The sequence below is a fragment of the Micromonospora avicenniae genome, assembly GCF_900156065.1.
GTDB classification, from domain to species: domain Bacteria; phylum Actinomycetota; class Actinomycetes; order Mycobacteriales; family Micromonosporaceae; genus Micromonospora; species Micromonospora avicenniae.
The window spans coordinates 67064-80932 of the sequence record NZ_FTNF01000020.1; the positions used below are offsets into that span (position 1 = coordinate 67064).

Annotated in this window: 13 protein-coding genes and 1 pseudogene; 3 read left to right on the plus strand and 11 right to left on the minus strand. The window is 71.5% G+C overall.

Annotation, left to right across the window (positions count from 1 at the left end; genetic code table 11):
- Positions 1 to 157: 157 nt before the first annotated feature.
- The 7 genes and pseudogenes from BXA10_RS24395 to BXA10_RS24425 form a co-directional block, all read right to left on the minus strand.
- The gene (locus BXA10_RS24395) at positions 158 to 673 is read right to left on the minus strand and encodes an NUDIX domain-containing protein (RefSeq protein WP_076473165.1); all 516 of its coding nucleotides are present in this window, start codon (positions 671 to 673) and stop codon (positions 158 to 160) included.
- A 107-nt stretch (positions 674 to 780) separates the two neighbouring features.
- Positions 781 to 1347 (minus strand): riboflavin biosynthesis intermediates N-glycosidase, encoded by a 567-nt coding sequence (locus tag BXA10_RS24400; RefSeq protein WP_139338119.1) that lies wholly within the window; start codon positions 1345 to 1347, stop codon positions 781 to 783.
- A 187-nt stretch (positions 1348 to 1534) separates the two neighbouring features.
- Entirely contained in the window at positions 1535 to 2173 is a 639-nt protein-coding gene (locus BXA10_RS24405; protein WP_076473167.1) for an SRPBCC family protein, read from the minus strand.
- A gap of 185 nt (positions 2174 to 2358) precedes the next feature.
- Positions 2359 to 2709, minus strand: a pseudogene (locus BXA10_RS31000) (ArsR/SmtB family transcription factor); the annotation flags it as partial.
- A gap of 27 nt (positions 2710 to 2736) precedes the next feature.
- Complete coding sequence (locus tag BXA10_RS24415) at positions 2737 to 4833, minus strand: xanthine dehydrogenase family protein molybdopterin-binding subunit (RefSeq protein ID WP_076473168.1); 2097 nt, start codon at positions 4831 to 4833, stop codon at positions 2737 to 2739.
- Positions 4834 to 4867: 34 nt separating this feature from the next.
- Positions 4868 to 5857, minus strand: a complete 990-nt coding sequence (locus BXA10_RS24420) for an FAD binding domain-containing protein (protein ID WP_076473169.1) — start codon at positions 5855 to 5857, stop codon at positions 4868 to 4870.
- A complete protein-coding gene (locus tag BXA10_RS24425; RefSeq protein WP_076473170.1) occupies positions 5854 to 6405 on the minus strand; it encodes a 2Fe-2S iron-sulfur cluster-binding protein in 552 nt (183 codons plus the stop codon). The genes BXA10_RS24420 and BXA10_RS24425 overlap by 4 nt, the downstream gene beginning before the upstream one ends.
- A gap of 69 nt (positions 6406 to 6474) precedes the next feature.
- Between BXA10_RS24425 and BXA10_RS24430 the strand changes: the two genes are divergently transcribed.
- Complete coding sequence (locus BXA10_RS24430; RefSeq protein ID WP_217696839.1) at positions 6475 to 7059, plus strand: nucleotidyltransferase family protein; 585 nt, start codon at positions 6475 to 6477, stop codon at positions 7057 to 7059.
- A 138-nt stretch (positions 7060 to 7197) separates the two neighbouring features.
- Here BXA10_RS24430 and BXA10_RS24435 read toward each other — a convergent pair whose 3' ends face one another.
- The 4 genes from BXA10_RS24435 to BXA10_RS24450 all read right to left on the minus strand — a co-directional run bounded on the left by BXA10_RS24435 (position 7198) and on the right by BXA10_RS24450 (position 11787).
- Complete coding sequence (locus BXA10_RS24435) at positions 7198 to 8553, minus strand: GH1 family beta-glucosidase (RefSeq protein WP_076473171.1); 1356 nt, start codon at positions 8551 to 8553, stop codon at positions 7198 to 7200.
- 29 nt (positions 8554 to 8582) lie between these two features.
- On the minus strand, positions 8583 to 9422 hold the full coding sequence (locus tag BXA10_RS24440; protein WP_076473172.1) for a carbohydrate ABC transporter permease: 840 nt from the start codon (positions 9420 to 9422) through the stop codon (positions 8583 to 8585).
- Positions 9415 to 10410 carry a carbohydrate ABC transporter permease gene (locus BXA10_RS24445; RefSeq protein ID WP_084753208.1) on the minus strand — a complete coding sequence of 332 codons (996 nt, stop codon included), beginning with the start codon at positions 10408 to 10410 and terminating at the stop codon, positions 9415 to 9417. The genes BXA10_RS24440 and BXA10_RS24445 overlap by 8 nt, the downstream gene beginning before the upstream one ends.
- A gap of 75 nt (positions 10411 to 10485) precedes the next feature.
- Positions 10486 to 11787, minus strand: coding sequence for an ABC transporter substrate-binding protein (locus tag BXA10_RS24450; RefSeq protein ID WP_076473174.1), 1302 nt, complete (start codon positions 11785 to 11787; stop codon positions 10486 to 10488).
- A gap of 149 nt (positions 11788 to 11936) precedes the next feature.
- Here BXA10_RS24450 and BXA10_RS24455 point away from each other — a divergent pair, with 149 nt between their 5' ends.
- Both BXA10_RS24455 and BXA10_RS31660 read left to right on the plus strand, forming a co-directional pair.
- Positions 11937 to 13136 carry an ROK family transcriptional regulator gene (locus BXA10_RS24455; protein ID WP_076473175.1) on the plus strand — a complete coding sequence of 400 codons (1200 nt, stop codon included), beginning with the start codon at positions 11937 to 11939 and terminating at the stop codon, positions 13134 to 13136.
- Between the two features lie 553 nt (positions 13137 to 13689).
- Positions 13690 to 13860: a hypothetical protein gene (locus BXA10_RS31660; RefSeq protein WP_175649293.1), complete on the plus strand. Its 171-nt coding sequence runs from the start codon at positions 13690 to 13692 to the stop codon at positions 13858 to 13860.
- Positions 13861 to 13869 lie beyond the last annotated feature (9 nt).

Sequence of the window (13869 nt, forward strand, 5' to 3'; positions counted from 1 at the left end):
AACGTCGCCGCCCGACCGTCGCCGCCTGACTGTCGGCGGCGGTCGTGGCGTCGCTGTCGGTGTCGAGGCGGCACGCGGTGCAGCCGACGCGATGCCTGGCGTCGCCAGGAGGGCGGCTTCAGCGGGTGTGGTGCGCGGCCTCGCCAGGAGGCCGGCCTCAGCGGATGTGGTGCGCGGCCAGGAAGTCGGCGAGCACCCGGGTGTGCGTGTCGAAGGCGAGCTCCGTCGGTTCGGTGAGGACCAGCCACTCGGTGGCCTCCTCGGTCGGCGCCGACGCGGGCAGGTCCTCGGCGCGTTGCTCGGGCAGCACGCCGAAGACCATCATCGTGCCGCCGCGTGGGGCGCCATGCACGGCGAAGAGCGTGGCGTCCTGCGCCGCCGCGAGCAGGCCGGTCTCCTCCCGCAGCTCCCGGACCAGTGCCTCGTTCCACTCCTCGCCGTACTCGATGAAGCCCCCGGGCAGGGCGAGTTGCCCGCGGGCGGGCTCGATGTCCCGCCGGACCACCACCACGCCGAGGCCGGCGGCGGTGCGGACCGGGAGCACCGCGACCGCGACCGGGAGCGGGTTGCGCCAGACCGTCTGCCCGCAGACCGGGCAGACCCGCGGCCAGCCGGCCGCCGCCGGGTAGGCGGCTCCGCAGAAGGAACAGTGGGAGTACGGCGCACCGGTCATGCCGCAGCACGTTACCCGCGGTCCGGCGTCCACTTCGACCAAGGTCGACTCGTCTTCCAGTCGGTCCGTCTCGCTCTGACAGCCCGACTTGGTGGAAGCCGAGTCGATCAAGTGACGCTGGTGTCGCGGAGGGTGTCGCGGGCGTCCATCAGGGCGAAGCCGAGCAGGTTGGCTCCGCGCCAGGCACCGGGATCGGCCGCCCGTGGGTCGTCGGCGGCGAGCCCGATGCCCCAGACGCGGTCCAGGGGGCTCGCCTCGACGAGCACCCGATCGCCGGTGCCGAGCAGGAAATCACGCAGCGCCGGGTGCTGGTCGAACTTGGCGACGCTGCCCGCTACCACGATGCCGTAGCGGGCGGCCTCCCACCGCGCCTCGTCGAAGCCGCGGACCTGCCGGCCGAGCGACTTGGCGCGGTGCGGGTGGGTGGCGGCGAGGATCCTCTCGGCCGTCTCGGTGTCGCCGAAGAGCTGCGCCTTGTGCCACATCATCCAGTGCTCGGCCGTGGCGAAGGTGCGACCACCGTCGTCGAACGGGGCGGGCCACCACTGGCTCAGGCACCCGGCGCCGACCCTGCCGTCGCGCTGCGGCCGGTGGCCCCAGAAGAACAGGTAGCGCACGCGCTGCCCGGCGCGCACCGCGGCGGACAGGTCGTCGATCGATCGAGGGGACGGCACGGGCGCAGTCTGCCCGATGGCACTGACAAGGTCGACTCGATATCCATGAAGTCGGGCTGTCCAAGCGCACGGGACAGCCCGACTTCCTTGAGGACGAGTCGATCACGCCCGCTCGCGCCGCGCAGCCCTCGCCCCGGTCGCGCCGCACAAGGCCGTGCCCCGCTCGCGCCGTGCCGCGCGCGGTAGCTCAGGCGGGGACGCCGGTGTAGAAGGCGGTGACCCGGTCGGCGGCGGCCCGGGCTGCGTCGGGGTCGGTGCCGGCGGCGACGCTCGCCTCGCACCAGCGCTCGCTGGCCAGTGTCATGAACGCCCGCCCTTGCGCCGAGGCCGACCAGGCCTCGGCGTCCTCCGGGCGTACGCCCGCCCCGGGCGCACCGAAGTACGACGCGAGGCCGAGCAGTCCGAGGTCCCAGCCGATGCCGACCGCGCCCGGGCCGAACTGCGCCCACCGGTCGTCGTCGACGTGTGCGATGTGCTCCAACTCGAGGCGGGTGCGGTCACCCTCCTGCGGGGTCAGGCGGACCTCGATCCAGCTGACCTCGTTGCCGTACTCCCAGGTCGCCGTGAAGCTGTGCGGCGGGTCGCAGGCCTCCACGACACCACCGGCGTTGCCCTGCAACTGGTAGCGGCCGCCCAGCCGTAGCTCGCCGGAGATCGGCAGGAACCAGCGGGGGATCCGCTCGGCGTTCGTGCAGGCGTCCCAGACGTCCTCGACCGGCGCGTCGTAGGTCTGGCTGATCGTGGTCACCCGCGCTTCGCCCGCCTCCAGCGTCCGGCTGCCGACCTGCCGTCGGACGGCGTTGATCTGCTCACTGGCATCGATCATCGTGCTCTCCTCTTGTCGGGAACCTCCGTGGCCCGCCGGCGTGGCCGCTCGTCGGCGTCGGTGGATGCAGACCGGCGTGGCCGTTCGTCGGGGTCGGCTGACGGCCGCCCGCGTGGCCGTTCGTCGGCTCGCGCCGCTGATTCGGCGTGGCCGTGGTGGGCGGACGCCGGTGGTGGCGGCCCGTCGGGTGTGGTGGCGGACTGTTCACGCAGTCGCCGCTCGCGCTTGCCGCGGGCGAGTTCGGTGGCCAACGCGTTCAGTGGCGGGGTCCAGAACCGGCGGAAGTGGTCGAGCCACTTGTCGACGTCGCGCAGCGGGCGCGGGTCGACCGCGTAGAGCCGCCGCGTGCCGTCCGGCCGGACGGTGGCGAACCCGTTGAGCCGGAGGACCTTCAGGTGCTGGGAGACGGCCGGCTGGGAGATGCCGAACTCGCGCTGGATCACGACGCAGACGTCGCCCGCGCTCGTCTCGCCCTCGGAGAGCAGTTCCAGGATCCGGCGCCGCACCGGGTCGCCCAACACGTCGAAGGCATGCACCCGGAAGTTATATCAGCGATGTGTTAATTAAGTAAAGGATGATGTGCCGATGAGTTTGTCGAGCCGGATCGGCAGGTCGCGTACCCGTACGCCGGTGGCGTGCCGGACGGCGTTGGCGATCGCGGCGGCCGTACCCACGATGCCGATCTCGCCGAGTCCCTTCACCCCGGCCGGGTTCAGGTCGGGGTCCTCCTCGTCGACCCAGTACGCCTCGATCTGCTCGACGTCCGCGCACCCGGTGATGTGGTACGTGGCTAGATCGTGGTTGACCCAGTCGCCGTACCGTTCGTCGAGCAACCCCTCCTCGTGCAGCGCCATCGAGATCCCCATGGTCATGCCCCCGATGAGCTGACTGCGGGCGGTCGTCGGATTCACCACCCGCCCGGCGGCGAACACACCGAGCATGCGGTTCACCCGCACCTCGCCGGTGTCCACGTCCACCCGCACCTCGGCGAACTGGGCGCCGTACGCGTAGCGGGCCATCGGCTGCTGGGCCCGAACCTCGTCGGCGGTGCTCGCCGCGACGGTCGTCCCCTCGGGTGGCAGCGTGCCGGAGTGGTGGCCGAGCCGGTCGCGCAGCTCCTGGCAGGCGCGTACCACCGCCCAGCTCCACGAGGCGGTGCCCATCGAACCCCCGGCCACCCCGGCCGGTGGCAGGTCGCTGTCGCCGATCCGGATGTCCACCCGCTCCGGCGGCACACCCAGCGCGTCCGCGGCGACCAGCCACAGCGCGGTGCGTGCGCCGGTGCCGATGTCGGTCGCGTTGATCCGGACCAGGTAGCCGCCGTCCGGGAACGCGGTCGCCGTGGCCGCCGAGGCGCGCGCGCGAGCGGGGTAGCTGGAGCCGGCCACCCCGGTGCCGATCAGCCACCGGCCGTCGCGGCGGGTGCCGGGGCGCAGGTCCCGGTCGGCCCAACCGAACCGGCGGGCCCCCTCGGTGAGGCACGCGACGAGGTTTCGGCTGCTGAACGGATGCCCCTGGTCGGGGTCGACCGTCGGTTCGTTGCGGATCCGGAGTTCGATCGGGTCGATCCCGCAGGCGGCGGCGAGTTCGTCCATCGCGGACTCCAGGGCGTACGCGCCGGGGCACTCGCCCGGCGCCCGCATCCAGAACGGAGTCGGCACGTCGAGACGGACCAGCCGGTGCGTGGTGCGCCGGTGCGGCGCCGCGTACATGCTGCGGGTGTAGACGGCGGTCTGCTCGGCGAACTCGGTGAGCGTCGAGGTCTGGCTGATCGCGTCGTGGCAGATCGCCGCGATCCGGCCGTCCGCGTCGGAGCCGAGCCGTACCCGTTGGATCGTCGGGGTGCGGTAGCCGATCGGGCCGAAGAGCTGTTGACGGGTCAGGGCGAGCCGGACCGGCCGGCCCACCTGCCGGGCCGCGAGTGCGGCGAGCACCACGGCGGCCTTCGGGTAGCCCTTGCTGCCGAATCCGCCGCCGACGTGTTCGCTGATCACCCGGACCGACTCGCGGGGAATCTCGAACAGCTCGGCGAGCGCGGCCTGCACGGCCGTCGAACCCTGGTTGCTGTCGTGCAGGAGCAGCTGCCCGTCCCGCCACTGTGCCGTGGTGGCGTGCGGCTCCATCGGATTGTTGTGGTAGGCCGGAGTCCGGTAGGTGACGTCGACCCGCACCTCGGCGGCCTCGAAGGCGGCGTCGAAGTTCCCTTCCGTGGTGTCCGTCGGATAGCCGGGGTTGACCTTCTCCGGCCGGTACAGCCCGGGATGGTCGGCGGTGAGCACGGTGCTGTGCGGTTCGGTGTCGTACTCGATCAGTACGTGCCGTGCCCCCTCCCGGGCGGCCTCGATGCTCTCCGCCACGACCAGGGCCACCAGTTGACCGCGGTAGTGGACCACCGGATCCTGCAACAGGTGCAGCTCCGCTTCGACGCCGGCGGCAAGCCGGGGGGCGTTGCCGTGATGCAGGACGGTGAGCACGCCCGGCACCGCGAGCGCCGGGTCCGGGTCGATCCGGGTGATCCGGCCGCGCACCGCCGCGGCGGGCACCGCCCATGCGTACGTCACGTCGTCCAGCGGGTACTCGACCGCGTACCGGGCCGTGCCGGTGACCTTCTCGCGGCCCTCCAGCCGTGGGTGGGCCCGGCCCACCGCGCCCGCGCTCATGCGCGTGCTCCGGCGTTCACGTCGAGGTCCCGGATCATGCCCGCGACTCCGCCAGCTCGGTGAGCGCGCGGACCGTGACGGCGCGGATCAGCGGGACCTTGAAACCGTTGTGGGTCAGTGGACGTGCCACGGCGAGTTCGGCGTCGGCGGCCTGCCCGGCCAGCTCCGGCGTGAACTGCCGGCCACGCAGCGCCGCCTCGGCCTGGTAGGCCCGCCACGGCCGGTGCGCGACCGCGCCGTAGGCGAGCCGGACGTCACGTACCACGTCGCCGTCCAGGTCGAGCACGGCGGCCACCGAACCGACCGCGAAGGCGAACGACGCCCGGTCGCGCACCTTGAGGTACGTCGACCGGCGCGCGGCCGGCAGCGGCGGGAGCCGTACGGCGGTGATCAGCGCGCCCCGCCGCAGGGTGGTCTCACGCTCCGGGTGCTCACCCGGGGACCGGTGCAGCTTGACGAAGGGTACGTCCCGCGTACCGTCGGGTTCGGCCACCTCGACCACCGCGTCGAGCGCGGCCAGCGCGACCGCCAGGTCCGAGGGATGGGTGGCGACGCACTGCTCGGACCAGTCCAGGATGGCCAGGTCGCGGTTCTGCCCGTGCCGCGCCGCGCAGCCGCTGCCCGGCTCCCGCTTGTTGCACGCCTTACCGGTGTCCTGGAAGTAGTAGCACCGGGTGCGCTGCAACAGGTTGCCGGCCGTGGTCGCCATGTTGCGCACCTGGCCGGAGGCGGCGGCGAGCAGGGCACGGGCGAGCACGGGGTAGTCCCGCCGTACCACCGGGTGGGCGGCCAGGTCGCTGTTGCGTACGGTGGCGCCCACGCGCAGGCCACCGTCGGGCAACGGCTCGACCGCGTCCAGCGGCAGCCGGGTGACGTCCACCAGCAGGTCGGGCCGCTGCACGCCGAGCTTCATGAGGTCGACGAGGTTTGTGCCGCCGGCCAGGTACGCCGCCTCGGGGTCCTCGCCGAGCAGCGCCACGGCCTCGTCGACATCGGCCGGGCGACGGTACCGGAACTCCCTCATCGCTCTCCCGCCGTCTCCCGGATCGCGGCCACGATGTGCGGGTACGCCCCGCACCGGCACAGGTTGCCGCTCATCCGTTCGCGTACCTCCGCGTCGGTCAGCCGGACCGCGCCGGTGAGGTCGTCGGTGACCGCGCTCGGCCACCCCGCGGCGACCTCGTCGAGCATGCCGCGGGCGGAGCAGAGCTGCCCCGGCGTGCAGTAACCGCACTGGAAGGCGTCGTGGGCGATGAACGCCTCCTGCAACGGGGCGAGCGGGTCGGGCCCGGCCAGCCCCTCGACGGTGGTGATCGAGCAGTCGTCGAGGGTGACGGCGAAGATGAGACAGCTCTTCACCCGCCGGCCCTCCAGCAGCACGGTGCAGGAGCCGCACTGACCGTGGTCGCAGCCCTTCTTCGCGCCGATGAGGTCCAGGTGCTCGCGCAGCGCGTCGAGCAACGTCGTGCGGTTGTCCAGCGTCAGCTCGCGGCGGGTGCCGTTGACGGTGAAGGCGACCCGGGACGAGCGTTCGTCGCCGGCGACCGTGGCGCTACCGGAGCCGTTCTGCACCCGCCCATAGTAGCTTTGTTCGTACTAATCGGAAGAAAACCGGTGAATCGTTCACGATGTGGGGGCGGTGTGGAACAGGGGAACGTGGCCGGGCTCCTGCTCGCCGCCGGCGGCGGCCGCCGCTTCGGCCGGCCGAAGGCGCTCGTCGAGTTCGACGGCGAGCCGCTGGTGCGCCGTGCGCTGCGCCTGCTGGCCGCCGGCGGCTGCGCCCCGGTGCACGTCGTGGTCGGCGCCGGGGCGGACGACCTGCCGCCACTGCCGGAGGCGATCCTCGTCCGCAATCCCGACTGGTGCCGGGGGATGGGTCGGTCGTTGCGCCTCGGGTTGGCGTCGATGCCCACGCACGTGACCGCGGCCGTGGTCGTCCTCGTCGACCAGCCGCTGCTCACCCCGGCGGCGGTACGCCGGGTGCGGGCCGCGTACGCCGGCGGCGCGGCCGTCGTGACGGCCACCTACGCCGGGCGCCCCGGGCACCCCGTCCTGCTCGGGCGCGACACCTGGCCGATGCTCGAGCGGTACGCCACCGGTGACCGGGGTGCTCGCGACCTGCTGCGCGCTCGGCCGGACCTCGTGGTCCGGGTGCCCTGCGACGGCGTCGGCGTCCCGGTCGACCTCGACACCCCGGCCGACCTCGCCCGCGTCACCCCGCAATGACGGGCGCGGGGCCGCCGTGAACCCGTCCCCGCCGACCCGGAAGAACGCCGGACGACCACAAGGGTCGATCATGAGATTTGCGGCGGAGTCGATCTCCAGAAGTGCCGCAAACCTCATGATCGACACGAAGGGGAGGCGTCAGGCGGTGCCGGCCGATCGCCGGTGGGCGCGGATGAGTTCGGCATAGCGGTGGCCGCTGGCCTTCATCGTCCGGCGCTGGGTGGCGTAGTCGACGTGCACCAGGCCGAAGCGCTTGTCGTAGCCGTACGCCCACTCGAAGTTGTCCAGCAGCGACCAGACGAAGTAGCCGGCGAGCGGCACGCCCCGCACCACCGCCGAGGAGCACGCCGCCAGGTGCTCCTCCAGGTGGTCGGTGCGCTCCTTGTCCTCCACGGTGCCCTCGGCGGTGACCTCGTCCGGCCACGCCGAGCCGCTCTCGGTGACGATGATCTTCGCGGGGCGGTACTCCTCGCTCACCGCGACCAGCAACTGTTCGAGCCCGCGCGGGTAGACCTCCCAGCCCATCGCCGTCTCGATCGCGCCGGGCACCGGCACCTGCCGGGCGTACGGCGCCGGCCCCGCCGGGTCGTCCACGACGAGCTGACGGAAGTAGTAGTTCACCCCGAGGAAGTCCGTCGGGGTGGCGATCACCGCGAGGTCGCCGTCGCGTACCGGCGGCTCGATGCCGTACGTGTCGATCATGTCGGTCGGGTAGCCGCGTCCGTGGATCGGGTCCAACCACCAGCGGTTGACGTGGCCGTCCATCCGGCGGGCCGCCGCGACGTCCTCCGGCCGGTCGGTCGCCGCCTCGATCGGGCTGAGGTTGAGCACCAGCCCGACCGACGCCGGCCGGGCGGCGTTCGCCCGTACGGCCTGGGTGGCGAGGCCGTGCCCGAGCAGCGTGTGGTGGGAGGTGCGCACCGCGCGGCCGAGGTCCCGCTCCCCGGGGGCCATGTTGCCCTCCAGGTGGCCGATCCAGGAGACGCAGAGCGGCTCGTTGACCGTGCACCAGTCGGTCACCCGGTCGCCCAGGCGGGCCGCGACGATCGCGGCGTAGTCGGCGAACGCCTCGGCGGTGGCGCGCTCCGGCCAGCCGCCCCGGTCCTGCAGGGCCTGCGGCAGGTCCCAGTGGTAGAGCGTGACGAACGGCCGGATCCCCTCCGCGAGCAGTGCGTCGACCAGCCGGTCGTAGAAGTCCAGCCCGGCGGCGTTGACCGTGCCGGTTCCTTCGGGCAGCACCCGCGGCCAGGCCACCGAGAACCGGTACGCGTCGACGCCGAGCCGGCGCAGCAGCGCCACGTCCTCCGGCCAGCGGTGGTAGTGGTCGCAGGCCACGGCCCCGGTGTCACCGTTGTCGACGTTTCCCGGGGTGGCCGAGAAGGTGTCCCAGATGGACGGAGATCGCCCGTCGACGTCGACGGCCCCCTCGATCTGGTACGCCGCGGTGGCGACGCCCCAGAGGAAGTCGGGCGGCAGCTTGGACAGGTCCGGCACGGGTCGGTTCTCCTCTTCGGTGGATCGAATCACTTGACCGCGCCGGCGGTGAGGCCGGCGACGAAGTAGCGCTGCAGCGCCAGGAAGCCGGCGACGACGGGCACGCTCACCACCAGCGAGGCAGCCATCACCTGATTCCAGTAGACGTTGAACTGGGTGGAGTAGCCCTGCAGGCCGACCGCCAGGGTGCGGCTGCCCTCGTCCGTCATGACCGAGGCGAAGAGCACCTCACCCCAGGCGGTCATGAACGCGTACACGGTCACCGCGACCACTCCGGGCACGGCCGCCGGCAGGATCACCTGGAACAGGGTCCGCAGTGGACCGGCGCCGTCGACCTGGGCCGCCTCGTCGAGCCCACGGGGGATCGAGTCGAAGTAGCCGACCAGCATCCAGATCGAGAACGGCAGCGAGAAGGTCAGGTACGTGATGACCAGACCGGTACGGCTGGCGTACAGCTCGATCCCGGTGCTGTTGCCCAGGTTCACGTAGATGAGGAACAGCGGCAGCAGGAACAGTATGCCCGGGAACATCTGGGTGGACAGGACTGTCACCGAGAAGACGCCCCGGCCACGGAAGCGGTACCGGCTCACCGCGAACGCAGCGAAGATGGCGACGGCCACCGAGCAGACCGCGGCGATGCTCGACACCACCAGGCTGTTCACCAGGTAGTGCGCCAGCGGCACGGTGCTCCACATGTCGATGAACGGTTGCAGCGTCGGGCGGCTCGGCCACCAGGTGAAGCCGTTCTGCACGTCCTGCAACGGTTTCGCGGCCGAGGTGACCATCACGTACAGCGGAATGACGACGAAGAGGGTGAGCAGGGTCAGCACGATCCGCCGGCCCCAGCGCTCACCGGCGGTCTCACGCATGGTCCCTCCGGCGGTTGGTGATCAGCAGGTAGCCGGCCGAGACGACCAGCAGGAAGAACAGCAGCGCCACGGACATCGCCGAGCCCGACCCGAAGTCCCAGGTCTTGAAGGAGCTGCGGTAGATGTGGATGGAGATCAGGTCCGCCTGCTCCGGCGCCGATCCGCCGAAGAGCACGTACGGCGTGTTGAAGTCGTTGAAGGTCCAGAGGAAGAGCACGAGCAGCAGGACCAGGTTCACCGGCCGCAGCATCGGCAGGGTGACCGAGCGCAGCCGGCGCCAGAAACCGGCGCCGTCGATGGCCGCGGCCTCGTGGAGCTCGTCCGGCACGTTCTGCAGACCGGCCATGAGGCACAGGAACGCGAACGGCCAGTTCCGCCAGACCGAGACGACCAGCAGCGACCAGAAGCTGTTGTCGCCGATCAGCCAGAACGGCTTGTCGTTCAGTAGCCCGAGCTGGTCGACGAGGACGTGGTTGACCAGACCGGTGTCGCGCTGGAGCAGGAAGCTCCAGGTGATCACGGCGGTGTAGACGGGCAGCGCGTACGGGGTGAGGAACAACGCCCGCAGGATCGCCCGGCCGCGGAACGGTCGCTGCAGTACGACCGCGCCGGCGATCCCGAGCAGCCAGGCCAGTCCCACCGAGAGCAGGGTGTAGAGCAGCGTGATCCAGAACGAGTGCAGCAGCTCGCGGCCGGCGGCGGTGTGGAAGTTCAGCGTCGCCCGGTAGTTGTCCAGCCCGATGAAGGGCGCGGTGGACCAGTCCCGGATGTGGAACTGGGTCAGCTCCAGCAGGCTCATCCAAACCCCGACCAGCATCGGGATCACGTGGATGCCCAGCTCCAGTACGACGGCCGGAACGAGCAGCAGGTACGGCAGGAACGAACGCCGGGGCCGGCGCGGCCGCCGGGCACGGGCCGGCGCCGGTCTCCCGACCCGGGGATCACGCCGGTCGGGGCGGGCACCCGGCGCGGTGGTGCTGGTTGCCATCAGGGTCCTCTCGCCAGGTGGTGGCCGTGGCGGGCGCGGAGTGGCGCCCTGCCACGGCCACCGGTGACGCCGGGATCAGCGCATCTTCTGCTGCGCGTCGCTCAGCTTCTTCTTCACCGATTCCTCGGTGACCGGGCGGCCGCTGGCCGCGTCGGCGAACAGTTCCTTGATGGCGGTGCCGACCAGGGTCTCGAAGGTGCTCTCGTCGGGCACCTGCGGCAGCGGGGCCGCAGTGGTGGAGAGCGTCTCCTGGAGCACCTTCTGCTCCGGGGCGCTGAACGCCGGATCGGTGCCGACGGTCTTCACCGCGGGCAGCGAGCCGTACGTCTTGTTGAGGACGGTCTGCTCCTCGTCGCTGGTCATGAACTTCACGAAGTTCAGCGACGCGTCCTTGTTCTTGGTGTGCTTGAAGATCGCCATGTTGATGCCGGCGACCATGCTGTTGACCTTCTTGCCCCCGGCGGGCGGGGTGGCCAGGAACGGCACGGGTGCGACTCCGTACGCGTCGGCCGGCATGTTCTGGGTCTTCAGGTTCGACCCGGCGGCCTGCCACAGCAGCATCGCCGCCTTGCCGTTGGCGAAGTCGGAGACCGACTGGTTCTGCGCGTACTCGGCGTTGCTCGGGTTGCTGATCTTGTCGGTGGCCATGAAGTCGACGTACCGCTTCACCGCCGAGACGTTCTGCGGGGTGTCGAAGGTCGGCTTGCCGGACGAATCGAACCACTCGCCGCCGTACTGCTGGCCGAAGGCGAAGGCGTGGTGGGCGTTCTCGTTCGGGTTGGCCCCCTCGATCGCGAGCCCCCACCTGTCGCCGGTGCTGAGCTTCTTGCCGTACTCGGCGAGCTGCTCCCAGGTGGTCGGCGGGGCGGTGATACCGGCGTCGGCGAACGCCTTCTTGTTGTAGTACAGCGCGTACGCCAGGCTGTAGAGCGGCACGGCGGCCGGCGGCTTGCCGGGCGCCCCGGCGGCGGCCAGCGCGGCGGGCACGAATCGGTCCTTACCGCCGACGGCCTGCAGCGTGGCGTCGTCGAACTCGACGAGCGCCCCGGTGGCCTGCAACGACGCCGACCAGGTGTTGCCGATGTTCACCACGTCCGGGCCCTGACCGGAAGTGGCAGCGGCGAGCAGCTTGTTGAGCAGGTCCGACCAGGGGACGACCTCAAGATTGACCTTGATGCCGGTCTGCTTCTCGAACTTGTCCAGCTCCGGCTGGAGGATCGTCTTGTCGGCTTCGATGCTGGCGCCCTGGTTGCTGGCCCAGTAGGTGAGGGTCTTGCCGGAACCGCCGGCGTCGTCGCCGGAGCCGCCGCAGGCGGTCAGCGATGCGGCCGCCAGGACCGCGACGGTGAGTATCCCGAGGTGTCGTCTCGTGGACACGATCAGCCCTTCCGATGCAATGGTGGGGGTGGAGGTGGGGGTTATATAAAGGCTTAAATTATGGCGTCATTAAAGTGTCTGCCGGATGGGCCGTCAAGCACGGGGAGCCGTACAGTCGCTCCGGACGACCGACGAGATCGAGGTGACGAGTGGAGCTGGCGCGAGCCACCAACCGGAGCGTGCGGATGCGCAACCGGGGGGCCCTGCTGACGAAGCTCTTCCTCGACGGGCCGCTCACCCGGCAGGACCTGGTGCGCAGCACCGGCCTGAGCCAGCCGGGTGTGAGCAACGTGGTCAGCGACCTGATCGAGGAAGGACTCGTGGCCGAGGCGGGCGCTGCCGAGTCCGACGGCGGCCGGCCCAGCATGATGCTCCGGATCGCACCCCGGTTCGCGTTCCTCGCCGGGGTGGACGTCGGTGAGACCCGGGTCCGGGTCGAACTGTTCGACTTCGCCATGACCCTGCTGGCGAGCGTGGAATACCCGCTCGATCCGGCCCGGACCGAACCCGCCGAGGTGGCCGGCCACGTGCTCGCCGGGATCGACGCGGTGACCGGCACGGCCGGAGTCTCGCCCACCGACGTGCTCGGCGTCGGGATCGGTGTCTCCGGCGTGGTGTCGCAGGGCGAACATGCCGTGGTGCACGCCCAGGCGCTCGGGTGGGACGCGGTGCCGCTGGAACGGTTGATCGCCGCCGGCACCGACCTGCCGCTGCACATCGACAACGGGGCGAAGACGCTCGGCCAGGCCGAGATGTGGTTCGGTGCCGGCAAGGGCGCCCGGCACGCGGTCTTCGCCCTGGTCGGTTCGGGCGTCGGCGCGGCCGTGGTGGCCGGCGGCGCCACCTATCGCGGCGCCTCCAGCAGCGCGGGGGAGTGGGGCCACACCACCCTGGTGTACGGCGGGCGGCAGTGCCGCTGCGGCGCCCGTGGCTGTCTCGAGGCGTACGTGGGCGCCGAGGCGATCATCGACCGTTACCGGGAGGCGCGTGGTGGCCGCCCGGTGCCGGGCGAGGACGAGGAGTCCCAGCTCAACGCGCTGATCGAGGCGGCTGCCGGCTCCGCCACCGCTCGCCGGGTGCTCGACGAGACGGCCGCTTACCTCGGCGCCGGCGTGGCCAACCTGATCAACCTGTTCAATCCCGAGCGGGTCGTGCTGGGCGGCTGGGCGGCGATGGCGCTCGGGGACCTGTTGCCGGCCGTACGCGAGGCCGCCGGCCGGCAGGCGCTGCGCCAGCCGTACGAACAGGCGTCGATCGAGCTGTGCCGGTTGGGCGTGGACGCCGTCGCCCTCGGTGCCGCGACGTTGCCGGTCGCCCGCTTCCTCGCCGACGGCGGCGTACGCCGCTGACCCCCCGGGCGTACGCCGCTGACCCCCCCGGGGCGCGCGGCCAGCCGCCCGATTCGAGCAGCCGCGGTGGCGGCACGCCGGGGCGAAGGGGTGGCGGGGTGCGGTCGTAGCGATGCTTTGGAGCTGAATCGTTTGCGACATCGCGCGCCGGGACCGCGAGGGGGGCGGATCAGCGCCGGCGTGCCATGCATCGTCGTGCGTCGCGCCGTCGTGTGCCACTCCCTCGTGCGTCGCGCGGTCGTGCGTCGCGCCGTCGTGTGCCACTCCGTCGTGCGTCGCGCGGTCGTGCGTCGCGCCGTCGTGTGCCACTCCGTCGTGCGCGGCGCCGCCGCGTGCCGCAGTCCCGAGTCGTCTACGACATCAGCTCTAAAGCCTCCCAGTGGCCCTACCGGCTGCCGGCGAACCGTCCCTGGGGCGACAGCCATCCATGAACGACTTTCGTCATCCCGCAGACCCCGGTGATGCGGGAGAAGCCGTTCCTCGACGTCGACGGCACCGGCGAGTACTGGGTGTTCGTCCCGGCGCCGGGGCGTCGGCCGGCCACGCCGAGTGGTTGTGGCGGGCCGACCACGCGGCCTCCGGCGTACCGACCGGGTGGACGCTGAACACCGCGGACACCGGGCTGACCGTCAATGGTGACGACGTCACGGTGGCCAGCCACCAGGGGTGGGGCATGGGTAGCTACTGCTACTGCAACGTGAACGCCGCGGTGGTCGCCGCCTGACCAACTACC

Bases quoted from the DNA above. Each gene is read 5' to 3' on its own strand.
- BXA10_RS24395 (WP_076473165.1), bottom strand. From the start codon at position 673: ATGACCGGTGCGCCGTACTCCCACTGTTCCTTCTGCGGAGCCGCCTAC.
- BXA10_RS24405 (WP_076473167.1), bottom strand. From the start codon at position 2,173: ATGATCGATGCCAGTGAGCAGATCAACGCCGTCCGACGGCAGGTCGGC.
- BXA10_RS24415 (WP_076473168.1), bottom strand. From the start codon at position 4,833: ATGAGCGCGGGCGCGGTGGGCCGGGCCCACCCACGGCTGGAGGGCCGC.
- BXA10_RS24420 (WP_076473169.1), bottom strand. From the start codon at position 5,857: ATGAGGGAGTTCCGGTACCGTCGCCCGGCCGATGTCGACGAGGCCGTG.
- BXA10_RS24440 (WP_076473172.1), bottom strand. From the start codon at position 9,422: ATGCGTGAGACCGCCGGTGAGCGCTGGGGCCGGCGGATCGTGCTGACC.
- BXA10_RS24445 (WP_084753208.1), bottom strand. From the start codon at position 10,410: ATGGCAACCAGCACCACCGCGCCGGGTGCCCGCCCCGACCGGCGTGAT.